This window comes from Paenibacillus sp. J22R3, from assembly GCF_056269305.1.
In genome coordinates this window covers 1091891-1115374 of record NZ_JBWDNS010000001.1, presented here as the reverse complement: position 1 = coordinate 1115374, position 23484 = coordinate 1091891, and the positions used below count along the sequence as shown (strand labels likewise).

22 protein-coding genes and 2 pseudogenes are annotated in these 23484 nt (G+C 49.0%); 23 read left to right on the top strand and 1 reads right to left on the bottom strand.

The features are described 5' to 3' along the window. Position 1 precedes the first annotated feature (1 nt). The 12 genes and pseudogenes from tatA to AC0YN4_RS04905 all read left to right on the top strand — a co-directional run bounded on the left by tatA (position 2) and on the right by AC0YN4_RS04905 (position 11302). Entirely contained in the window at positions 2 to 199 is a 198-nt protein-coding gene (tatA, locus tag AC0YN4_RS04960) for a twin-arginine translocase TatA/TatE family subunit (protein ID WP_090975971.1), read from the top strand. A gap of 21 nt (positions 200 to 220) precedes the next feature. Further along, the gene (locus tag AC0YN4_RS04955; protein ID WP_475835321.1) at positions 221 to 649 is read left to right on the top strand and encodes a cupredoxin domain-containing protein; all 429 of its coding nucleotides are present in this window, start codon (positions 221 to 223) and stop codon (positions 647 to 649) included. A gap of 433 nt (positions 650 to 1082) precedes the next feature. Beyond that, positions 1083 to 1559: pseudogene (locus tag AC0YN4_RS04950) on the top strand (transposase); the annotation flags it as partial. A 221-nt stretch (positions 1560 to 1780) separates the two neighbouring features. Then, on the top strand, positions 1781 to 2230 hold the full coding sequence (locus AC0YN4_RS04945; protein ID WP_475779770.1) for a MerR family transcriptional regulator: 450 nt from the start codon (positions 1781 to 1783) through the stop codon (positions 2228 to 2230). Positions 2231 to 2249: 19 nt separating this feature from the next. Next, positions 2250 to 3695 (top strand): MFS transporter, encoded by a 1446-nt coding sequence (locus tag AC0YN4_RS04940; RefSeq protein ID WP_475779771.1) that lies wholly within the window; start codon positions 2250 to 2252, stop codon positions 3693 to 3695. Positions 3696 to 3715: 20 nt separating this feature from the next. Further along, entirely contained in the window at positions 3716 to 4627 is a 912-nt protein-coding gene (locus AC0YN4_RS04935; protein ID WP_475835320.1) for a DMT family transporter, read from the top strand. A gap of 374 nt (positions 4628 to 5001) precedes the next feature. Beyond that, positions 5002 to 5439 (top strand): DUF1761 domain-containing protein, encoded by a 438-nt coding sequence (locus AC0YN4_RS04930; protein ID WP_475779773.1) that lies wholly within the window; start codon positions 5002 to 5004, stop codon positions 5437 to 5439. Between the two features lie 162 nt (positions 5440 to 5601). Next, positions 5602 to 8097 carry a WG repeat-containing protein gene (locus tag AC0YN4_RS04925; RefSeq protein WP_475779774.1) on the top strand — a complete coding sequence of 832 codons (2496 nt, stop codon included), beginning with the start codon at positions 5602 to 5604 and terminating at the stop codon, positions 8095 to 8097. A gap of 151 nt (positions 8098 to 8248) precedes the next feature. Further along, positions 8249 to 8455 carry a cysteine-rich CWC family protein gene (locus AC0YN4_RS04920; protein WP_475835319.1) on the top strand — a complete coding sequence of 69 codons (207 nt, stop codon included), beginning with the start codon at positions 8249 to 8251 and terminating at the stop codon, positions 8453 to 8455. A gap of 46 nt (positions 8456 to 8501) precedes the next feature. Then, positions 8502 to 9290: a class I SAM-dependent methyltransferase gene (locus AC0YN4_RS04915; RefSeq protein WP_475835318.1), complete on the top strand. Its 789-nt coding sequence runs from the start codon at positions 8502 to 8504 to the stop codon at positions 9288 to 9290. Between the two features lie 478 nt (positions 9291 to 9768). Then, on the top strand, positions 9769 to 10605 hold the full coding sequence (locus AC0YN4_RS04910; protein ID WP_475779777.1) for a phytanoyl-CoA dioxygenase family protein: 837 nt from the start codon (positions 9769 to 9771) through the stop codon (positions 10603 to 10605). 73 nt (positions 10606 to 10678) lie between these two features. Further along, on the top strand, positions 10679 to 11302 hold the full coding sequence (locus AC0YN4_RS04905) for a polysaccharide deacetylase family protein (RefSeq protein ID WP_475835317.1): 624 nt from the start codon (positions 10679 to 10681) through the stop codon (positions 11300 to 11302). 7 nt (positions 11303 to 11309) lie between these two features. On the opposite strand, the gene AC0YN4_RS04900 is transcribed toward AC0YN4_RS04905, so the two are convergent. Then, the gene (locus AC0YN4_RS04900) at positions 11310 to 12194 is read right to left on the bottom strand and encodes a LysR family transcriptional regulator (protein ID WP_475835316.1); all 885 of its coding nucleotides are present in this window, start codon (positions 12192 to 12194) and stop codon (positions 11310 to 11312) included. Between the two features lie 109 nt (positions 12195 to 12303). Between AC0YN4_RS04900 and aroA the strand changes: the two genes are divergently transcribed. The 11 genes and pseudogenes from aroA (at position 12304) to AC0YN4_RS04845 (ending at position 23477) form a co-directional block, all read left to right on the top strand. Then, positions 12304 to 13650 (top strand): 3-phosphoshikimate 1-carboxyvinyltransferase, encoded by a 1347-nt coding sequence (aroA, locus tag AC0YN4_RS04895; RefSeq protein WP_475835315.1) that lies wholly within the window; start codon positions 12304 to 12306, stop codon positions 13648 to 13650. Positions 13651 to 13668: 18 nt separating this feature from the next. Beyond that, positions 13669 to 14724, top strand: a complete 1056-nt coding sequence (gene aroC / locus AC0YN4_RS04890; protein WP_475835314.1) for a chorismate synthase — start codon at positions 13669 to 13671, stop codon at positions 14722 to 14724. A 45-nt stretch (positions 14725 to 14769) separates the two neighbouring features. Continuing rightward, positions 14770 to 15339, top strand: coding sequence for a GNAT family N-acetyltransferase (locus AC0YN4_RS04885; protein WP_475835313.1), 570 nt, complete (start codon positions 14770 to 14772; stop codon positions 15337 to 15339). Positions 15340 to 15460: 121 nt separating this feature from the next. Further along, positions 15461 to 16489 carry an ABC transporter ATP-binding protein gene (locus tag AC0YN4_RS04880; protein WP_475779783.1) on the top strand — a complete coding sequence of 343 codons (1029 nt, stop codon included), beginning with the start codon at positions 15461 to 15463 and terminating at the stop codon, positions 16487 to 16489. Beyond that, positions 16486 to 17295: an ABC transporter permease gene (locus AC0YN4_RS04875; RefSeq protein WP_475835312.1), complete on the top strand. Its 810-nt coding sequence runs from the start codon at positions 16486 to 16488 to the stop codon at positions 17293 to 17295. The genes AC0YN4_RS04880 and AC0YN4_RS04875 overlap by 4 nt, the downstream gene beginning before the upstream one ends. 2 nt (positions 17296 to 17297) lie before the next feature. Beyond that, positions 17298 to 18101: an ABC transporter permease gene (locus AC0YN4_RS04870; protein WP_475779785.1), complete on the top strand. Its 804-nt coding sequence runs from the start codon at positions 17298 to 17300 to the stop codon at positions 18099 to 18101. Positions 18102 to 18241: 140 nt separating this feature from the next. Next, positions 18242 to 19267 (top strand): annotated as a pseudogene (locus tag AC0YN4_RS04865) (DUF2332 domain-containing protein). A gap of 56 nt (positions 19268 to 19323) precedes the next feature. Beyond that, positions 19324 to 19917 (top strand): pentapeptide repeat-containing protein, encoded by a 594-nt coding sequence (locus tag AC0YN4_RS04860; RefSeq protein ID WP_475835311.1) that lies wholly within the window; start codon positions 19324 to 19326, stop codon positions 19915 to 19917. Positions 19918 to 20051: 134 nt separating this feature from the next. After that, a complete protein-coding gene (locus tag AC0YN4_RS04855; protein ID WP_475835310.1) occupies positions 20052 to 20963 on the top strand; it encodes a phytanoyl-CoA dioxygenase family protein in 912 nt (303 codons plus the stop codon). Between the two features lie 341 nt (positions 20964 to 21304). Beyond that, complete coding sequence (locus AC0YN4_RS04850) at positions 21305 to 22288, top strand: phosphotransferase enzyme family protein (RefSeq protein ID WP_475835309.1); 984 nt, start codon at positions 21305 to 21307, stop codon at positions 22286 to 22288. 199 nt (positions 22289 to 22487) lie between these two features. Continuing rightward, positions 22488 to 23477: an aldose epimerase family protein gene (locus tag AC0YN4_RS04845; RefSeq protein WP_475779790.1), complete on the top strand. Its 990-nt coding sequence runs from the start codon at positions 22488 to 22490 to the stop codon at positions 23475 to 23477. Positions 23478 to 23484 lie beyond the last annotated feature (7 nt).

Sequence of the window (23484 nt, the reverse complement as noted above, 5' to 3'; positions counted from 1 at the left end):
TATGTTTAACAATATTGGTATATCGGGGCTGATCATTATTTTCGCCATTGCGTTAATCGTGTTTGGCCCTGCTAAGCTTCCGCAGCTTGGACGGGCGTTCGGAGATACGCTGCGCGAATTCCGCAATTCCACCAAAGGAATTGTCGACGATACCCCTGATGAGAAGACGAACATTATCGAGATCGAATCCAAGCGTTAAACCTATAAGGAGGAAGCTACAATGAAAATAAGATTACTGGTTATCGCAGCAGTATTGGCGATGGCGGCGTTCGGTCTGGCAGGCTGCGGCGGGAAGGATAACGACAACACCGGGAATAACACGAATAACGGAGCAAATTCCGGGAATAACACGGGTACAAATACGGGGTCGAATAACAGCAGCGGCGGCAATACGATTACGGTGAAAGCCTCCAATTTCAAATTTGATCAAGAGGAAATCCATGTGAAGCAGGGCGACAAAGTGAAAATCACTTTGCAGGACGAGGAAGGCGTGCATGGTTTTGCGATTGATGATTTCAATGTCGATATCCAAGAAAATAACGGGACTGCGGAGTTTACGGCTGATAAAGCCGGCGAGCATCCGTTTCATTGCTCGATTATGTGTGGTTCGGGACATGCGAAGATGGTCGGGAAGTTGATTGTAGATTAGTTCGTGATTTGCGAAGGAAGCTGCCGGGAACGGCAGCTTTCAGTCTGTCGAGTAACCCGTGTTGATACAATGTCGTTTTATTAGCTTCCGGTACGGTAGTTCTATGTACCTCCGTGATGAGTGCATACTTTGTCGTCGCATTCCAACGCTAACGGTTGTGACAGTGGTTATTTGGCATAAATTAGCCCTTTTTATAGTCTAACGGTTGCCAGCGAGCTTATTTAATCATATTCCCCTTGGAATCGATCCATTTGTTGCAAATAACGACTGTGGCAACCGTTAGATTTTCAAAAAGGCTTATGTGTATGAAATAGCCACGCTGGCAACCGTTAAAATGTTATTCATGAAGTATAGACAACAAAGCAGCTGCCCGAGACTTTCTCGCGCAGCCTTCACTTTACCATATATTTTAATACGACACCGCGTTAATATATTATTTGGCGTTATTGAGCACCGCCGATTCCAACCGACACAAAGGTTGTTTCCCAAATGGAAGTTTACTTATGACGTGCAGCGGAACTTGTACGTATGTCCACAGCAACAAGAGCTGCCTTACCGGACGACAGACCGTGAAGGGTACCGATAATATGCTTCGGATCCAAAACGATGTGCATCCTGCCCCATGCTTGAGAAATGTACACGATCCTGTAACAAGCGAAAGATTGTCACGAGGAACATTTGGGAGGATAGTAAGGAGCAAGTGCGGTTGAACCGCCTTAGTAAGTCGGGCAAAAAGCTGTACAAGAAACGAAAAGAAACAATTGAACGAAGCTTTGCGGATGCTAAACAGCTCCACGGGTTTCGCTATTGCCGTTTGCGGGGGTTACGCAACTTGATGGAACAAGTGTTGATGACCGCCGCCGTACAGAACATGAAAAAAATCGCCCTCCATCTAGAACGGAGGGTTTAGGGGTGAAACCGTCCTTATGCTTGTATTTTTCACTCCCTAAAAAACAAAGAGAAACCCGCCGTTAAAAAAACAGCAGGTTTCTCTACAATCTGGAAGCTGCCGGGAACGGCAGCTTTTTTGGTTTTCCGCGCCGATCGTGGATTGACGATTTCAAGTTCGTTGGGATAACATTACGTTAACGTAAGTTATTTGGGAAGAGAAGGGAGAACGCCGAATTCCGCATGGAAGGAAACCTTAAATTTACGATGGAAGACATCACAGAGCGACTAGGCATTACAGCCAGAACGCTTCATTACTACGAGGAAATTGGGTTGCTTCCTACGGTAAGTCGAACGGAGGGCAGGCATCGGGTTTATGACGAAGAGATGGTGCTTCGCATTCAACACATTCTGAGATTGAAAGAAGTTCTTGGTGCATCGCTGCAAGAAATACGTGATATTCTGCAAGCGGAAGCTGACCTTGATCGCCTTCGAGCAACGTTCTATGGGGATTCGCTTACGGAGAACGAACGAGAGAATGTGCTGGATGAAGCGACGGACCGACTACGGGACATCATCCGTCACATTGAGGAACGGATGGAGAAACTGCAGCTGTTAAAGCAAGGGTTTGCAGAACGTCTCGATCGCGCGACTCGCTTGAAACATCGCTCTTCAGCTGCGTCGGCGGATTGAGTGAAAGGGGAGAACGAACGTGGATGCTTCGCGAAAATGGTGGATATTATCCGTAACAAGCCTTGGTTCCTTGCTGTCTGCACTTAACTTCAGCACACTTATTATTGCGCTGCCGGATCTGCTAACAGGCTTACAAGCTTCGCTGATGCAAGCCATGTGGGTGATGCTCTCGTATATGGTGGCTCAGACGGTTATGGTACTCATGGCCGGCTCACTTGCCGATCGGTTCGGGCGGAAACGGATTTATATTGCGGGGATGCTGCTGTTTACTGTTGTATCGCTGATCTCAGGGTTCGCCGAGCATGCGCCGCTGCTTATTGTGTTTCGGATCTTACAGGGCATCGGCGGCGCCATGGTTATGGCCAACAGCACGGCGATTGTCGCTGACGCTTTTCCGAAGGAAGAGCTGGGCAAAGCACTCGGCATTAACATTATGGTCATCGCGGTTGGTCAAATTATCGGTCCCGTTCTTGGCGGCTGGCTGACGACGGCTTTTGGCTGGGAGTGGACCTTCTGGTTTAACGTTCCATTCGGCGTCATCGGCGTCATCTGGGGACTGGCGGTCATGGGGATCAAGGATGATAAAATTGCCGCTCCTAAAGCAGGTGGATTGGACATCGGCGGGGTGGTTACGTATGTCGTTTCTATTACTGCCTTGTTGATTGCCTTGACATGGGGTCCGATTCAAAGCTGGACGTCGCCGGTCGTATGGATATCCGGACTATTCTTTATCGTACTTTTTCCCTTATTCCTGCGGTTCGAACGGAGACATCCAAACGCGCTGCTGCATTTGCCATTGTTCACGAACAAAATATTCTCCTTCGGCATCATATCCGCTACACTAAACGCCATTGCACGGATGGCCGTCATGTTCATGCTTATCTTCTACTTCCAAGGGGCACTGGAGAAGGATGCGCTGGTGGCCGGCATCATGACGATCCCGCTCGCGGCAGGCATGCTCGTCGTATCGCCGCTTGCAGGCAGTCTTGGCGACAAATATGGGGAAACGACGCCGGCCACCGTCGGCTTGTTCCTTAGCATTATCGGCTTGGCGGGACTTGCGCTTGATACGAATCTGGCAACGCCTTTCTGGCATTTAGCGCTTTATATGACAATCATTAGCATCGGCTCGGGGTTGTTTAATTCGCCGAATTCCAGCAGTATTATGAATGCGGCCGGCGCCAAATATCGCGGCGAAGCTTCCGGGATTCGCTCCCTCACGACGAACATGGGGATGATGCTCAGCATTGCGTTCTCGATGCCGATCGTCACGCATAGCATTCCACATGAAGCGATGCTTGCGATATTCTCGGGAACACAGGTAGGCATGAAGGGTGCAGAATCGTCGTTGAATGGATTTATCAGCGGTCTGCATGCCGTATTCTGGCTCATGGCGGCGCTGATGGCGCTCGCTGCGGTCATGTCTCATCTGCGCGCGAACAAACGAATTACTAATCATGGATAAGTAAGGAGACTTTCATTGAAATGCCGGATCGAACGATATTATTAAAGCTATGGGGTGTTTCGTTGTTATGGGGCGGCAACTATGTTGCCAGTGCCTACATGCTGCGGGAGTTTTCGCCAATATTTCTGTCCTTCGCAAGACTCGTCGTCATGTCGCTGTTCTTAATCAGTGTTGCTATGATTCGCCACTCCATGAGGAAGCCTAGTCGAAGAGAGATCGGCTTGCTTTTATTGGCTGGTATATCCGGTACGCTCATTAATCAGCTGTTTTATTTTACCGGACTGCAGTATTCCACGGCAGGTAACGCCGCCCTAATTATTGCGTTGTCGCCAATTGCTACGACATTGCTGTCGCGTATTTTCTTGAAAGAAGAGATTACGCTGGTGAAAGTAACCGGAGCGATCGTAGCGCTTGTCGGCGTCGTTTGCATCGTGCTCTACGGCGGTAAGGAGCTTGGTATTTCCAAAGGTGATGTTTACCTGCTGATGGCCATGCTCGGAATGTCCGTTAGTTTGCTGTTCATTCGTAAGCTGACTGTCTCCATGTCTTCGTATGAGGTGACGATTTATTCGACTGTCATTGGTACGATTCTGATGTCTCCGGCCGTTGGCGTTGAGGCTTGGAACGGCAACTTGCATGGCAGCCATCATTGGCTGGTATGGCTGCTCCTGGTAACAGTGGCTGTAATCGGCCAAGGTCTGGCTGGCTTCTGGTGGAACCAAGGCATCGCAGTTGTCGGACCATCGACTAGCGCCATGTTCATGAACATTCCGCCATTCGTCGCCATTATCGTGAGCTTCTTTGTCCTTGGTGATCCAATCAAAGCCGCACAGATTGCCGGGGGCATTCTGATCTTAGTCGGCGTTGCCATCACCAATATGAAACGCCGTCAACCACAGGTGATAGCCGCTGGCGTTGATGTGAACGGGTAGTTGGCAAACGCGGGGCAATGATGAAGCGGGTAGTTAAAAACTGATGTAGAGCTCAAAAGAATAGCACCGCAGACATGCGCCGATTGCAAGGCCATGTCTGTGGTGTTTTTAATGTGTTCTTGGTGCTGAGAGACGGATATTCCGACTCTCAGCATCTTTTGTAAGTGGTTTTCCGATTGAGAGTCGGGTTTTCCTACTCTCGAGGCACAGTATGGTGGTGGTTGGCGACTGCGGCGGGCGACTTTGGCAGAGTCCTTCGATTGTGTGCGTGAAAGGATTGACAGGAAACCAAATGGTTGTATATAATCGGAATCGTAAAGTGAAACCAAATGGTTTCGTATTAATCCGACAATCAAATAAAGCGAGGGAATTGGATGTTGTTTAGTGACATTAATTATTGGGCGGTATTCGTTACGGGTGTACTATCTTTGGCATTGGGATTTCTATGGATGGCGGTCATTTGGAAGAAGCCGTATCAGCGGGATATGTACCCGAACGTTACAACTCAGCCAAGCAACGCTGCTAAGATGCAGTCCTTTATTATCTATATTCTCGTTTCGTTCGTGACCTCGATCGCCTACGCAGTTTGCTTACAGCTGTGGCAAGCCGGCGGACAAGCTTTCGATTATGACGGTGATTCCTTTGCCGGTGCATTCTGGTTCACGATGCTGCTGGCGGCAGGCTATACTTTACCGTTCACCATCGGCAAGAAAGTATGGCAATTCAAGAGCTGGCTCGTTGTAGCTGTCGATACGTCCTATGAAGTCGTACGCTTTACAATGCTGCTGCTCATCTTCTGGTACTGGAATTAAACGCTTCACGTGACTATACCCGGTGAAAGAGCGGATAAGCTCGCACCGGGTATTTTTGTAATACAACGGTTTTCTATTGGAATAATTACACCATGAAAGGCATATCTGCCAATGCTCCGCATACGATTAGGCGAAGAATGCGAGGAGAGGGATGATGCTGACATGGCCGCGAACGAACAGCAGCTGTCGCAAATCGCAATGGCAAATTTGCCGAGTGGTGCGGAGCTGATGTTACTCAACCAGTCTGCCGCGAATGCGGCGGTTTGTGCAGCTGATTTAAACGGAGACCGATTGCCTGAGATTGCTGCAGTATACCGGCTTCGCAACCAGCTTCATTTGGTGGTGTTGCAGCAGAAGAACGGGGTATGGGAAAGAGCAGCCGATATCCAAGGGCATGGCCACGGTGTAGCGCAGTTGATGGCGATGCCGGTGCTGCGAGCAGGTCAGAACAATCTAATCGTAGGCTGGCAGATCAACGCACAGTGGTCGAAGCTGTCTGTTTATGAATGGAGCAAGCAAGGGTTTAGAGATGTCGCGCCGTCTGGCATGAGTTACAGTTATATGGAAGCCATGGATATGCCGGGCTACCAGGGTCAAGACGGGAAGGCAGAGCTTGCAATTTGGATGCAAAATAGCGGGGAATCCTTTCACATTGACGTCCTTCGTTGGCAGGAAGGAAGCTTTGTACCTGCGCATGATGTGTACAGCTATTATTTTCCACATGTCGTCAAGTACTATGAACGCCTCGTTTGGCGGTATCCGCAATATCCGCTGTATTGGTATCATCTCGCTGATGCCCAACATCGCTCCGGACGTGCAGAACCGGCGTTGGTGTCGGTGCATCAAGCACTCGCTTTCGCTCAACCGACTCGGGATACACTTCTTGAGCTGGAACAGTCGATCCGGGATGTGCTGGAGCCTGTAAGTGCATCTCGAGCCGTGGGATTATTTCCTGCGTCGCTGAAGACGGTTAAGGGCATGAGATGGGGCTACATCGACAATAGGGGCAGGATGGCGATAGACCCGAGGTTTGACGATGCCGGTGACTTTCAGGAGAACGGATTGGCAGTGGTCTCCGAGAAAGGAAAATATGGCATCATTAACGCATCCGCTCAGTTCATCGTCCCACCCATTTACGATTCAATTGGTACATTCTCAGAGCAGCGCGCCTCTGTAATCGACAGCCAAGGGTTTAAGCTGATCAACGAAAGCGGCACGGTGTTGACGAAGAAGGCCTATCCATTTATCGCAGATATGCATAACGGCAGAGCGGTATTCTATGACACGCTTCCCGGTGCTTCAGGTGAGAGTACGATCAAATATGGCTATCTGGACGCACAGGGCAATGTTGTGATTCCGGCTCAATTTGAGGAAGCCAATGATTTTCAAGGAAATAAGGCACTTGTCAAGGTAAAGGACAATGAATATGCCTTAATCGGTCTCGATGGCCGGCGGCTTCATACCTACAATTATGCGAGTGTCGGACCGCTCGGGGATGGTTTGCTATCCTTCCAGCGCGAGCTTGCGGGTAAAACGGGCTATATGGATGAGAGCGGGAATATCGTGATTCAGCCTACCTTTTATTCCGCATTCCCATTCGAGGATGGCCGCGCAATCGTGAACACCTCCGATGATTTCAGGTCGAATTACGGGGTCATTAATAAGCAAGGTGCATTTATCATAAAAGCAGCGTATAACGACATTCGAAGCTTAGGAAGCAGGCGGTTTGCAGTAGGTAATGCCATCGATCCCCAGCAGCCTTTTATCGGTTCGATTTATGCTATCGCAGATTGGGACGGTAAGCTGCTAACGGACTTCAAGTACAGTGATGTCGCTGATTTCAAGGATGGCTTGGCTTCCGCATCGGATGTGAAGCAGACCTTCTTTATCGATCTCACCGGCCAACCGGCTGCAGGTTATCCGCGCGTTAACGGCAGCGGTACGCTTACTCTGGAAGAAGGCGGATTGATCAAGGCTTACGTGGATCAGCGGCTCTCCTATCTGGATCGCACCGGTCGAATCGTCTGGAAGCAAAATACGATTATTCCTCTGAAGGAGCCTTACTTCGTCAAGGAAGAGAAGTATAAACCGAATCGAGATTATCTGGTTTATTATCCGCAGGTGGAAGGGATAGCTGACCAAGCCGCGCAGAACAAGGTTAATGCGAAGCTGCGGGAGCTATCTCAAGTAAAGCCGATTCCGGAGAATCAGAAGCTGGATTATTCGTACTCCGGCGATTTCGATGTCTCCTTCTACAAGCAGCAGCTGCTTCAGCTTGAGCTGACCGGCTATAATTTCCCGTTCGGAGCCGCGCACGGGATGCCAACTAAGAAATTCGCCATTATCGATCTCACGACCGGCCAAATGTTCGCGCTCAAGGATTTGTTTAAGCCCGGCAGCAACTATGTGTTGGAGCTTAGCGAGATTATTGGCAAACAAATCAAGGAAGATCCGCAATATTCGTACGTGTTTCCGAATACCTATAACGGCATTCGTCCGGATCAGCCTTTCTTCGTCTCCGAGAACGCCCTCCATATTTATTTTGAACCCTATGAAATTGCGCCGTATGCGGCGGGATTCCCAACGTTCACGATTCCTTTTGCCCAGATCAGATCGATTCTCGACACGAACGGAGCGTTCTGGAAGTCGTTTCATTGATCGAGTTGATGCATGCTGGAAGAGTCGCGATTTCTTCGCGGCTTTTTCTTTTATGTAGAAGGAGGTTGGATCTGTAAAATGGAATGTATATAGTTCGCTTAAAGGTTAGTACGGTGAGTAGAGATAGATCGAATAGGATTGGTGATCAGGGATGAAGGATGACGTGTTGCAAGCGAAAAAGTGTCCCATTTGCCAGAAGCGGAATCACTGTGAAGGAAGCGAAACCTGCTGGTGCAGCAGCGTTGTGTTTCCTAGTGGGATATTTAAGCTAGTGCCAGCTGACCAGCTGAATAAATCATGTATTTGTTTGGATTGCTTGAACGAGTTTAAGAAGGCGAATGAGGAAATAGAGAAATAGTCGTTGGGAGCCTAGGCCATTATCAAATTGGAGGGGACTAAAGCTTATGTTTCCAGAGATAACGAAGCATCCGGACTATTTAAGCCCGCAATCGTTCGCATGGTGTATGGAACTGGCAGCAAGGACAGGTAAATATGAGTTTACTTGGAACAGCGTAGTTGAAGGCGTTTCAGGGGAAGCTGTGCTGACGGAGAAGCTTGCGGCAGTTATTGGCGGAAAAGTGCTCGATGTTGGATGTGGCCACGGCGAATACACCAATCGTTGGGCAGCTGATGTTGAAGAGATTGTAGGTTTGGATGTAACGGCGGGATTTCTGGATACGGCGAATCTCCATCGGAAACCGAATGTCCGTTATGTTCAAAGTGATACGCATCATTCATTGCCATTTGCAGATGATGCGTTTGCTGTGGCTTACACGAAGAAAGGACCGAGCAGCTGGTATAAAGAGGGGAACAGAGTCGTTCGTCCTGGCGGTAAAGTAATCCTCTACTATCCGGGTGATGGAAATGGAGAGGGCGGAGAGCTTGGATTGTGTTTTCCGGGAATCTTTCCGACGCCGACGGTGGGTACGCCGATCTTGGATCGCGTGATGGAACGGCTGGAAGCGAGCGGGCTTGCCGTCATTCATATGGATCGGATTAGAGAGACGGTTTGGATTCCATCTGCCGAAGATGTGCTGAACATGCTGTGTTTCGGCCAGCGGGACAGCTACTCGAAGTATGTGCGGGAAACTTGCTATGCGGAGATAGCTTCGCAATTCGATAAGCATGCCGCTGTGCAGGGAATCCGCACGACCGGATTTTATTATTTGATTGAGGCTGTTGCTTCTGGTTAGAGGGGCGACGTTAGGGGAGTAGTTGAGAGTTCGGGGCGGCTGGCCGGCTTCCCCGGCGGCTGCCGATGACCGAATGTATCAAGCGCTTTCACTTGTTTTTCGTGCAAATTCCGACATATGCACCCGAAGATAGGTTGCTGTGCGCCAATGCTGATCACGCTGCGCATATAGCTCCCCGACGATGTTGGCTACAATATCCAGTCTATTTTTCCGGAATCAGAATGAGATACAGCTTTACAGCCATACTAATTCAGGGCTCTCCGAGCACTCATGCACGAAACTGCCGGAGCGACAGTTCAATCTGAACCCTAGTTTCAATGTCGTATCTGAGAGAAACGTCAGGATTTCATCCGACAATATCTTGCAATGTGATGCATCAATCGGAAGATAAGTTTAGTATTTCTGAATCAAAAGTGATATTTTAGAAAAGATACTAGCAGTCTACTCTATCGACATCCATTACGTGAGGTGAATCATTGTGAAAGTTAGTCAACATGAAATCGACACTCTAACGCTAAGTGAAGAGAATATTCAACTTGCCGAAAACCTGATCCGCGTTAACGGATATGTAATCCTTGAAGGCGTCCTGCCGAAGGAGAAAGTCGCCGAACTTAAGAAAGCGTTCACAGACGCGATGAACTGGTTCATCGATAAACACGGTAAAGAGATTTATTTGAATAAAACGGGCTTCAACGAAGGCACGAATCACTTGGGTATTTTCCTTCCGTTCGAAGCGCCATTCAACGATTCCTTGGTTATCGAGCATCCTTTTGCGATTTCCATCATGGATCGTATTCTTGGCAAAGATTACTCGGTTACGCTGTTCTCCTCGAACACATCGCTGCCTGGCGGTCAGAAATCGCAGCCTGTTCACCCGGATTACGGCGCTCGTTTCGGCGATTTGTGCACGACGCACCTGCCGATTACGGATCTTGTGTTCAACATTCCGCTCGTCGATGTTCACGACGGCAATGGCCCAATGGAAATTTGGCCGGGCGGTACGCATTTGCTGCCGGATAACTACTACGGTCCAAACGGCCCGGATCCCGAGAAATTGGCACCGCATATGCATTCGATGAAAGTCCATATGCCTGCAGGCTCCATCCTGCTTCGCGATGTACGTATGTGGCACCGTGGAACACCTAACCGTGGTAACGAAATTCGTCCGAACCTTGCTCTTATCTACAGTGCAAGCCATCGCGATAACCGCGTTCAAATTCCGCAAGAAACGTACGAGCAAATGTCGGATCGCGCCAAGCACCTATTCCGCTGGCAGAAGATCGGCTTCCCGGCTATCGAGCCAACTCACGAATAATTTGAAGAAGGACTACAGAATCGTTATGATTTGTGTAGTCCTTTTTTTAATTCCAACAAAGGGGGAGATCAAGATGAAAGCTGCACAAATTTACAATGAAGTAACGACATCGGTCAAGCTGCTCGCAATTACATTCGATGATGGACCGAATCCGGAATGGACGCCGCAATTTATACAAGTATTCAAGGAGCATGGTGCGAAAGCAACCTTCTACGTACAAGGGACGAATATGGAGAAATATCCAGATGTCGCGAAACGAATGGACGCGGAAGGGCATGAGTTCGGCAATCACAGCTACACTCATCCGCATATGGCAAGTTTGAGCAAAGAGGAGCAGTCGGAGGAGCTTCGTCGCGCCGAACAAATCATTATCGACGTGATTGGCAAACGTCCGACCACGTTTCGGCCACCTTATCTGGAATACAATGACGACCTTATCGCCGTATGCGAGCATTTCAGGTATCCCATCATTCATGCGACGAATCTCGATACCCGTGACTGGGACATGCCGGGAACGGATCACATCGTGAATGTTTCACGCGCTGAGATTCGAGAGGGAAGTATTCTCTTGTTCCATGACGGATTCGGAGATCGGTCGCAATCGCTTGCGGCCATTCAAATCCTGGTACCGGAGTTAATTGAACAAGGGTACAAGCTTGTTACGATTAGCGAACTACTAGCTGCAGAGATCAAATAACCATCCCTCACTCCGCTTCGCGAATACGCCGAACGAAGCTTTCCGCTGCAACGGAGAGCTTCTTATCACGCCTCACTGCAAACCCAATCTCCCGAGTCGGAAGAGACACATCCAACTTGAGCTCGAGCAACCTCCCGCTGCGCAGCTCCTCCTCTACAAAAGACCGGCTGATCAATGCCGCCCCATAGTTCAAACTTGCGAATTCCGCCAATAAATCAACGCTGCCCAGTTCAATATCCGGCCGCACCATTACCCCTTTTGCGGCAAACCATTGATCCACAAAGTTACGTGTACTGCTGCCGGGTGAGAGCAAGATCAAAGGCAGCTCAGCCAGCTCTTGAATGGAAAGTGTCCGCTCGGCCAGTTCCTTATAATCCTCTCCGACAACAAAACAATCCTCGATCGTTGCCATCGTATGAATCAGCAGCTGTGGATTCTGTATGGGCAAATGCAGCATCGCGCAATCAATCTCACCATCCAGCAGGCGCCGAGTGATGTCGGGCGTTTTGCCATGAGAGAGACGGATTCGAATGCCCGGATGCTCCCGGTGAAAGGTATTCAGATGCGGAAGCAGCAGATGCTTGATTAGCGAATCGCTCGCACCGATCCGGATTTCACCGGCATGTAACTGCTTCAGATTGCGCAGATGCTTCTGCGCGGAATCCAGCATCGAGAAGGATTGCTCGACATAGTCGAGCAGGGCCTGACCTTCGGCCGTGAGCTCGACGCCTTTGGATAATCGGTGAAAGAGCTGCACGCCAATCGCTTCCTCCATCTGCTTGATGGCATAGCTAATTGATGGCTGCGTGACATGCAGCTCTTGTGCGGCTTTCGTTAAATTTCGGTGACGCGCCGTATGCAGAAAGATCCGATACCACTCTAAATTGATCATTTTGACATAAACCACCTTTATGACAACAGTCGAATATTCCGATTTCATTTATTCCAAGTATCTCATTATAATCGGGATAGATCAATTACTCCTAAAGAGGTGGACGGAAATGGTAACGATACATCCGGATTTAGAAGCGCGTTCTCCGTGGTCGGCGAATAACGATCGACTTGAGGTAAGAATCAGTCCTCCGAAGTCAGCGGTTGAAGGTACGATTCGAGTGCCTGGTAGTAAAAGCCTCACCAACAGAGCGCTTATTATAGCAGCGCTTGCCCAAGGGAAATCCGAGCTGCACGGCATTCTGAAGAGTGACGACTCGTATTGGTGCATCGATTCGTTAAAGAAACTTGGCGTAGCTGCGGCCGTTCAGCAAGAGACGGCTTCCATTGAAGGCTGCGGCGGAGAATGGCCGAATTCATCAGCGAATTTATATGTCGGCGCTGCTGGAACGGTGGCAAGATTCTTGCCCGGCGCGCTTGCGGTCGGTCATGGCAAGTGGACAGTGAGCGGCAGCAAGCGGATGAGTGAGCGACCGCAAGCTCCTTTGCTTGCTTCATTAACCAAGCTCGGTGCGAAATTCGAATACACGATGGCCGAACATAGCCTTCCCTACATGCTGGACGCATCCGGTCTGAATGGCGGCGAAGTTACGATTCCCGGCAACACATCCAGTCAATTTCTAAGCGGGTTGTTAATCGCTGCCCCCTACGCGAAGGAACAGCTAACGATACGCATTGATGGAGAAGTTGTTCAGAGAGACTACGTTCAGATGACACTGGATATGATGGCTGACTTCGGTATTGAAGCTGATGTGGCAGCGGATGGTCAATCCATCACGGTTCCTCAAGGAAATTATGAAGGAAGAACCTATCAGCTGGAGCCGGATGTCTCCACTTGCTGTTATTTCTGGGCTATTGCAGCACTGACCGGAGGCCGAGTTCGGACTGAAGGCATCCATGCGGCGAGAACAAGTCAGCCTGATATCGAGATGCTGCAGATTTTGGAGCAGATGGGATGCACGGTTACACATGGTGAGAATTACGTTGAGGTGCAAGGAACGGATCAGCTTAAAGGCGGGTTCACGCTAAGCATGAAGAAATGGTCGGATCAGACTCTTACGGTTGCGGCGATGGCAGTGTTCGCAGATGGTCCTATTACGTTAAAAGATGCTGAGCATATCAGGCATCATGAATGCGATCGTATCGCAGCGATTTGTGCAGAGTTAACTAAGCTGGGAATCCGGGTAGAAGAGCATCAAGATGGTTTAACGGTTTATCCGGGCATGCCGGTGCCGACGTTGGTAGATTCCCATGACGATCATCGGATGGCCATGGCGCTCTCACTTATTGGTCTGCGGGTTCACGACATCCGAATTTCCGATCCCGGCTGTGTCTCCAAGACTTGTCCGGGGTATTTCGAGCAGCTGGCCGGACTTGGTATCCAAGTCGACTATTAATAGAGGGAGGCCAATCTAATGGCAGGCAATACATTCGGTGAACGGTTCAAAATCACTACCTACGGAGAATCGCACGGCGCTTCAGTTGGCGTCATTGTGGATGGCGTTACGCCAGGCGTTGAAATCGATGAAGCTTATATTCAGAAGCAGATGGATCGGCGTAAACCGGGACAATCTTCCGTGACTTCGCCTCGCAAGGAATACGATATCGTTCATATTGAGTCCGGTGTGTTCGAGGGCCGAACAACAGGGACACCGCTCTTCATCATTTTGCATAATCACGATATGAGGCCGGAGGCGTATGGCTCGATTCAGCATGCTTTTCGCCCCGGACATGCGGACTTTACGTATTTGCAGAAATACGGCATTCGCGATCATCGCGGCAGCGGGCGTGCTTCAGGCAGAGAAACAGCGGCCCGTGTAGCCGGAGGTGCAATCGCACGCAAATTGCTTGAGCGACGCGGTGTTGACGTCATCGCATATTCACGCGAAATCGGCGGCATTAAATGCGAAACCTTCGATGAAACCATCATCGAGCAAAATGCGGTTCGTGCCTGCGACCCAGAAGCTGCGAAGGCAATGATTCGCAAAATCGAACATTTAGCTTCCGTTGGCGATAGCTGCGGCGGAATCGTGGAATGCCGCATTCGCGGGGTGATGCCCGGTCTTGGCGAACCCGTCTTCGACAAATTGGATGCCGAGCTGGCAAAGGCGATGCTGTCCATCGGCGCGATTAAAGGGATTGAATTTGGCGCAGGCTTCGAAGCGGCTGTGATGCTGGGCAGTGAGCATAATGACGGCATGAACAGCGGCGGTTTTACAAGCAATCATGCAGGTGGCATTGTGGGCGGAATCAGCAACGGACAAGACATCGTGTTTCGGGTCAGCGTCAAACCGACATCATCGATATCCGTTCCTCAGCAGACGATTAACGTGGACGGCGAGGAACAAGAGATTCAAACGATCGGTCGACATGATCCTTGTATTTGCCCGAGAATCGTTCCGGTTGTAGAAGCAATGGCTTGCCTTGTTGTGGAGGATATGTATAAGCGACAAGCGGCTATGCTTGGCTGAGAATTAATGGTAAGATACGCCTGAGAACGAGGGAGGCGAGCAACCATGATATCCTACGTGTGGGAAGGCAGTAAGGTCAGACTGAGGCCATTGGAATTCGGCGATTGGGAGGACTATCATCAGAATGACCGCGATTCTGAAGGTGCTCGGCTCAGCGATATGATTCATTTTCCAAGAACCGAAGAGGGTACGAAGGCATGGGCGGAGGAGAAGGTCGACCATCCGGTGGAAGGCGACAATATATGGCTCTCCATTGAGACACTTGATGGAGTGCTGGTCGGAAGTCTGTGTACGAGCAATTGTGACCCGCGAAATGGCACCTTCAAGTACGGCATTGCGATCTTCCGCGAGCATTGGCGTCAAGGCTATGCGTCGGAGGCGGTTAGGCTGATTCTTGGTTATTATTTCGAGGAGCTGCGCTATAACAAGGCTAATGCCCATGTTTATGCATTCAATAACGGTTCCGTTGCGCTGCAAGAGCATCTGGGCTTTAAACAAGAAGGCCGCCTGCGTGACATGATCTTCACGAAAGGCAAACATCACGATGAATATATCTACGGGCTCACGAAGAGCGAGTATGAGGCATGGCTGCAGGAGAAATCAACGATGGAATAATGCATCGTTGATTTTTTTTATTGACTTGTCATCCTTACCCATATGATAATCGAGTCACTGCTGGTAATTATTAGAATTTGTAGTAGTCATTAGTCTTTTCAGAGGAGAAAAGAGGGATGGTATGGCTGTCATTCAAGTGGAAAATTTGCGCAAAGAGTTCAAGCGCAACAAGAGCAGAGAAGGGTTATGGAACAATGTCAAAGGGCTTGTCTATCGCGAGTATGAAACCAAGACGGCCGTTGATGACATTTCGTTCACGATCGATAAAGGGGAAATTGTGGGATATATCGGCCCAAACGGGGCGGGCAAATCCACCTCGATCAAAATGCTCGTCGGAATTCTCGTACCAACAAGCGGTCGGGTTATCGTAAATGGCATTGAGCCTTACAAGAATCGTGAGCTGAACGCGATGCGCATTGGTGCCGTCTTCGGTCAGAAAACGCAGCTATGGTGGGATACGCCCGTCATCGATTCACTCAAGCTGATGCGATACATGTACGATATTCCACTCGCCAGATTCAACGAGAATATGGAGCGCTTCACGGATATTCTTGGTTTGGAGGAGTTCAAGCATGTAGCCGTAAGGCAGCTCAGTCTTGGACAGCGAATGCGGGCGGACTTATGCGCTGCACTGCTGCATGACCCGGATATTATCTATCTGGATGAGCCAACCATCGGACTGGATGTGGTGGTCAAGGAGAAGATCCGTAACTTTATCCTCGAAATCAACCGTGATCGCGGAACGACAGTTATACTCACAACCCATGATATGTCCGATATTGAGAAGCTTTGCAGCCGCGTCATGGTTATTGATCAAGGCAAGCTGATGTATGACGGGAACCTGGAACAATTGAAGAACGACTTTGGCACCGGCGAACAGATGGTTGTGGAAACGGATCGGATATTCGAGTCCTCTCAAGAGCTGAGCGAGCTCGGCGTGACGAGCGTCAGTGTTGACGGTAAGAAGACGCAGCTGGTCTATGACAAGAAGCTAATCAACTCCTCGATGCTGATCAAATGGATTATGGACAGGTACGAAGTGAAAGACTTTGTCGTCAAGGAAACAGACATCGAAGAGATCATACGTACGATGTATGTCGAGCGGCTTCCGCTTGAGGCTGCTGCGGATCGGGAGCGTGTTTTCGTATGAGACTCGCCCTCTATCGGGAATTGACGCTGAATTCACTTCGTCAAAATATGGCTTTTCGGATGGAAGTATTCATGTTTCTGTTTGGCCAGCTGATTAAGGTTTTCGTGCAGGTTTACATCTGGTATGCCGTATTTGCCGGACATGCGCAGGTGGATTCCGGTGCAGGCAGCATCTCTGTAAAGGAGATGGTCACCTATGTAGTCATCAGCTCGTTCATCTCCGTATTCGCAACGAATAATGTCATCTTCTGGGTCGGGAGAAAAGTAAGGAACGGCGAAATTGCGATGGAGCTGCTGAAACCGGTGAATTTTCGCTTCGTCGCATTCTTTCATTCGCTTGGACAGAACGTATACCGCGTACTCTTCGAACTCATTCCGCTCCTATTGATTAGCTGGTATTTCTTTCGATTAGAGCTGCCGACCGGCTGGAATGCGGTGGCTTTCGCAATTATGCTCTTCAATGCCTTTCTACTCAACTTCCTCATCAACTACATCATCGGTTTAATTGCGTTCTGGTATGTCCTCGTCTGGCAAATTAATGTGCTGCTAAGCGGGCTGATTCGCTTGTTCTCCGGAGCCTTCATCCCAATCTGGTTCTTCTCCGGAACGTTGACGACAATTTCCTATTGTCTGCCGTTTCGGTTGATTTACTATGATCCAATCTCCGTTTATTTAGGCAAAACGAGCGGGTTAATGGACGTTGGCTTCGTTATTTTGCAGCAGGTGGGCTGGATCGTCGCGTTGCTTCTTCTGGAACGGCGGATGTGGGCAAGTGCGGTGAAAAAACTGGTCGTGCAGGGAGGCTGAACATGCGGTTTCTGAAATTATATGCCCGTTTTATCCCGATCTATTTCAAAAGCAAATCGGAGTACGGCATCATGTTTTACTTGGATTTCCTCGGATTCGCAATGGGACATATCGTCAATTTCTTGATCATCTGGGTCATGCTCGACCGATTCAACACGATTAATGGCTGGGGAATGTACGAGGTCATGCTGATTTACACGATGAATATGTTTACGTTCGGCTTAGCTTCGATTTTCTTCTCGTTCCAGATGTGGGAAGTAGAAGACATGGTCGCACAAGGCACATTCGATGTCATGCTCGTCAAACCGGTCAACCCGTTCGTCCATATGATTATACGGACATTCGGGCATTTCTACTTAGGTGATGTGATCATCGGGATTACGATGTTCATCGTGTGCTTCAACCATCTGAATGTACATATGGGATTCACCGAATTGCTCATCCTTGCTGTCGTTCTGCTCGGGGCAACCCTTGTGCAAGCGGCTTTCATCGTAATTACCGGCTCGATGTGCTTCTGGTTCACTCGTTCCGGTGCATTGATGGACATGGTTGTGCACGGGATTCGTTCGTTTATGGATTATCCCATATCAATCTACAACAAGTTTATTCGCATTCTCGTTACCTTTGTCGTTCCCTATGCTTTCGTCAACTTCTATCCGTCACAGCTGATCTTGAACAAGACGGGGGAGACACTGTTCTCGCCGATGCTGCCTTATGTTGCACCGGTTGTCGGACTTGCGCTGTTCGTGCTCGCCTACGCAGTTTGGAACAGGGGACTTAATAAGTATCAGGGGACAGGAAGTTAACTGTTGTTCTCAAGGCTGCCTTTGGCAGTCTCTTTTTATGTGATAAATAATACTTATTACAAGTATAGAATAATGAAGGTTCTGTTTATCGATTTGGGATGCTACACTCTAACTGAGCGATTATTGTTGGAGGTGGACGAATGGAGATTTCGAGCATATCCGAGAGCTTCAGAAGATTTGCCGAGAAAGAATGCAAAGGGACAAGCAGCTTGTATGAGCAGCTTTCAGGCCGAATAGCGGGAGACGATGACCTGCTTCGCATGGCCTCTGCCAGTAGAGAAGGGCAGCCAATCCCGAACCTCTTCCTAAGTGCGATTCATTATTTGCTTCTAAGCGGCATTGAGCATGACTTAAAGGATTATTATGCGTGTATTGTGCCGAATCCGAAGGACGCTGCAGCAGCTTTTGAACCTTTCAAGGCATTCTGCCTGCTCTACCGAGATGAACTTGTTCAATTGCTGACTACGAAGCTGGTTCAGACGAATGAGGTTCGCCGCTGTGCGTATCTGTATCCGGCGTTCTGCCTCATCCACCATCTATCGAACAAACCGCTTGCATTGATCGAGATCGGAACGAGCGCCGGACTGCAGTTGTTCTAGGATAAGTATAGGTATTCCTATAGTCATGTCGATGGGTATTATGGCAATCCGCAATCCCAATTCACCTTGACCGCTTCTCTGCGCGGACCGAATCTTCCATTCCTCTACTCGGATAGTCCTCCGGTGGCGTCCAGGATCGGCATTGATCTCCATGTAAATCAACTCCATCAGTCGGAGGATCGAATGTGGATGAAGGCTTTAATTTGGCCGGAGCATCGTGAGCGTATGAACCATTTTGAAGAGGCGGCAAGTTATTTTGATCATCAAGCTGTTCAACTCATTGAAGGCAACGCCTTGGCATGTTTGGATTCGGCGGCAGTGACGACCTCTGAGGATCATGCCTTGTGCATCTTTCATACGCATGTGGCTAATCAACTCCGTCACTCAGATAAACACCAATTAGTTGAACAAATCCGAATATTGGGGGAGACAAGAGAGGTCTATCACCTTTACAATAATATGTGGGATCTTGATTTGAATCTCGATACCTATAGGGATGGCCGGTTTCAGAGTATGCGGCTAGCCGAAACGGATGGGCATGCCAGGTGGTTGAGTTGGAAACGCTAGTTTAGAGATGGTCATGACCACGTTTAGCCGTATTAAGAAATAAGGATGTGACTAGGGTGTTCACGGAGAGCGAATATTTCGATGAGCAATTCAAGGATATCAAGTTTAGCAAAGTGGAAGTCGTCGCGGTCCATTTCTACGATTGCACGTTTACGAATTGTGAGTTTAGCGAAACCGTATTCGATGAATGCAAATTTACCGGATGCACGTTTAACCGCTGCGATTTGAACCTCATGAAGGTTGCTGACAGCAAGTTCTCTCAGGTTCATTTCATGCAATCGAAGCTAGTCGGGATCAATTGGTCGGAAGCGGAATGGCCGCGAATCGCAGTGCCGAGCCTGCTCAAATTCGAAGATTGTACGTTAAATCACTCGACCTTCATCGGTGTCGCATTGCCGCAATCGTCGTTCACGAATTGTTCTGTCAAGGATGTTGATTTCCGCGAAGCAGATCTGTCGAAAGCGAATTTAAGAGGCTCGGATTTCACGGAAAGTATGTTCGGTGACACCAATTTATCCGGAGCAGACCTCTCCCACGCGCTTAATTATCAGATCGATCCTAGCCAGAATCGAATCCGCCAAGCGAAATTTATGCTGCCCGAAGCGCTTAACCTCTTGTATTGCATGGATATTGTGCTCGATGAAGAGTAATTGACGAAGTCGCGATGAATCGCGGCTTTTTTGTTATGTATAAATATGGATATGAAAATGGCCGGTCTCCTGATATATTGAAGAAAGCGCTTTAATTATGGTGGGCAAATCAGTAATGGGAGGCTTGAACAGAGATGAACAAGGTGCTGACTGATTCACAGATTGAGCAATTTATGGAGCTGGGTTGGGTCAAAGTCGAGGAAGCATTCCCGAGAACGTTGGCGCTGGAATGCCAAGACTTCCTTTGGGAGCAGCTAAGACGATATGAGATCGATCGAGATAACCGAGATACGTGGCATACACCTATATTGTTCATGAAAGAAAACTTTCGAAGCGAAGCATTTGATCGATGCAACACGGACCGGCTTGGTGATGCTATTGAAGATCTGATTGGAGAGGATCGCTGGACACAGAAGGTATTGTGGAATGGCGACGAGGACCGGAATTATCCGAGCTGGGGCTGGTGGCCGGTTAATTTCAATCTTGGTGCGAACGAAGAGTGGGATGTTCCGGCAACCGGCTGGCATTGGGATGGGTCTCATTTTCACCATTTCGTCGACGCCCGTGAGCAGGGTTTGCTGTGTTTGTGCATCTTCTCGGAGATCGGGCCGCATGGCGGGGGAACGTTAATTGCAGAAGGCTCCCATCAAGTTGTCGCCCGTTACTTAGCCACGAAGCCGGAGGGAATGGATCCGCATGAAGCGATTGCAGAGTGTAATGTCTGGCATCCCTGGATGGCCGCGCTAACAGGAAACGCAGATGATTCTTTCTTGCCCGGAGCGAATCGTGTTGAGAGGTTTATGACGAACGGCTTTACCGACGAGCACGGCACTTTACTTCGGGTAAAGGAGACGACTATGTCGCCGGGCGACGTTATCTTATGCCATCCTTTTCTCTATCATACCCCCTCGCAAAACCATAGCGGCGTGACCCGTTTCATGTGCAATCGAACGACGCCTCTCAAAGAGCGAATGAACTTCGATCGTAGCGACGGCAGTGCGTATTCGCCGCTTGAGCTGAGCATTAAACGTGCGCTCAAGCTGTAGGCCGGAGGTAGCAAAGTTCTCGTAGAAATAGTAATTGCTTCCAACCACGATCTCATATACGATGAAGATACTTGTTATTTCCGAAAGGAGTGAGCGGCATGAAACGCCGGGCTACGACCACTACTGCAACAATTATTAAGGTGAGCGTGAACTGAATAGGTGGGTAGACACAGTGAGTCTGCCGTGAAGAAGGATGTTTCTGTACTATATTTCTGTATCGGGATAGGTTTGTTTGCGTATGCAAGCAAACCCTAATGATCAGAATTATGAGGCCGCAGGCAATATGCCTTGCGGTCTTTTTGCGCGCAAAAATAAGCTTATGACGCGGAGGTCACCTGAATATGTTAAAGCTGAACTATTTATTCCATAATGAAAACTTGGCCGAAATGATTCTGAGGAACTGGGACTATGATGCAGAGTCGACTGAGATGTTTCAATATTACCGGATATCATCGAATGCGATTTATCCGTTTCGCAAGAAAGGCGAGACACAGCTGCTAAGGTTTGCTCCTGTTGGGGAGAAAAACCGATCGAATATCGAAGCCGAGCTGGCATTCATTAAGTACTTGCACGAACATGAGTATGGCGTGCTGGTGGCCGTGAAATCCAATGCAGGGGAGGAACTCGCAGAAATTCAAACGCCTTGGGGCGACTATTACGCCTCCGTATTCGAGAGAGTGCCTGGATCTGCGATGAATCAAACTGACCTTGCCGACGAGATCGTCTTTAGCCACGGCCAAGCGCTGGGTGAGCTCCACCGGTTATCGAGCGAGTATGAGCCGGGGGATAAACGAAGATGGTCATATAGCGAGGTGCTGGATTGGATTGATGATCAGATCAAGGAGCTCCCGAATGAAGCAGCAGCCAGGACGGAGGTCCAATTGCTTCGCGATTATTTTGCTGCTTTACCCATCCATTCACGAAATTATGGTTTGATCCATTATGACTTCGAATACGACAATGTGTTCTATGATCATGAAACGAAGCGTTGTTATGCGATTGACTTCGACGATGCCATGTATCACTGGTATGCGATGGACATCGAGCAAGCGCTGGACAGCTTGCAGGACTGTATTTCGGAAGAGCTGTATCACCATAAGAAACAGTGTTTCTTGGAGGGATACAGCACGGCATATGATTTACCGGAGAACATGGAATCGGTATTACCGGCGTTGAGGCGTTTTGCAAATGTATATGGTTATGCGCGATTAATTCGATCCGTTGCGGAGAAATGGGATCATGAACCGGAGTGGATGAAGCACTTACGAACGAGATTTGCGCAAGCCATGAGCAGAAATTCGACGATTTTCGGCACGAAGCTCTAATAGGCGACACAAGAGTACAGAGGCTCCTTCATTGAGCCTCTGTACTGGCTTCAATAGGTAACGCGAAGGATAATAAATTGTTGTTGTGAATATCGATTACTCGTTATATAATCAAATGTGCCCGAGCACATAGCGATTGAAACCGTTCCCAACGTGCCGGACTCAAACACGCGATCCCGCGAACCATCGGAGGGAGAACATGAGTAGATACGTAGTTGAAACGCTCAAGCAAGATGGCATAACCATTATTAAGTTGTCTGATACATTAAGCGGAAGTATTGCAGAGCTGCTGCCGGAAGTTGGCAATAATCTGTACAGCTTTACGACTGATGGACGCGAAGTCATCAAGACTTCCGTAAGCTTATCTACGCTGAAGAACGAGAAATTTGCCAGCTCGAAGTACGGGACTCCGGTGTTGTCTCCACCTAACCGGATTAACAAAGGTACATTTACGTTTCGAGATCGTACGTACCATTTTCCAATCAATGAACCGCCGGATTATCATTTACACGGAGAGTTGAGCGTAAGAGCATGGGAAGTGCTTGATTGCGGTGCATCCGATGAACAGGGAGCATGGGTTACAAGTCGTTTGCGCTATGAGAATTACCCGGACATCCTGGCATATTTTCCACATTCATTAACGTTCACGATTACATACCGGCTGCTTGACGGCAAGCTGGGTATGGATAGCTGCATAAAGAATGAAGGCTCCGATGAAGCGCCATTCGCTTATGGATTGCATCCTTACTTCTCGCTGCCCTATGAAAGCGACCCCTATCTTACACTACAGGTTCCTGCTGCAGCAGAATGGCCCATTACGAATTTATCTTTCGTAACGGGACGTCCAGCGGTAACGGAGCTGAGCGAAGCGATCCAATCCGGAATCGAGCTAGCCGATTATCCGGAGCTTGGATGTACGCTGCTCACCATTGATCCGGAGTCGGATTTCATAAACCGTTTAGTACTGCCTAATGCGGGCTATACCATCGCCTACCAACTTGATGCGCAATTCCCATTCGTGCTGTTGTTCCGACCGAACTGGGATCAAGCTTTCTCCATTGAGCCTTATACCTATGTAACGGATGCATTCAATCTTCCGTATGAGCAAGAGTTAACGGGTGTCCAGGGTATAAAAGCAGGAGAAGAGCGCACGATAACAACTTCACTTTGGATCGAATCCAATAACTAGGCAAGGA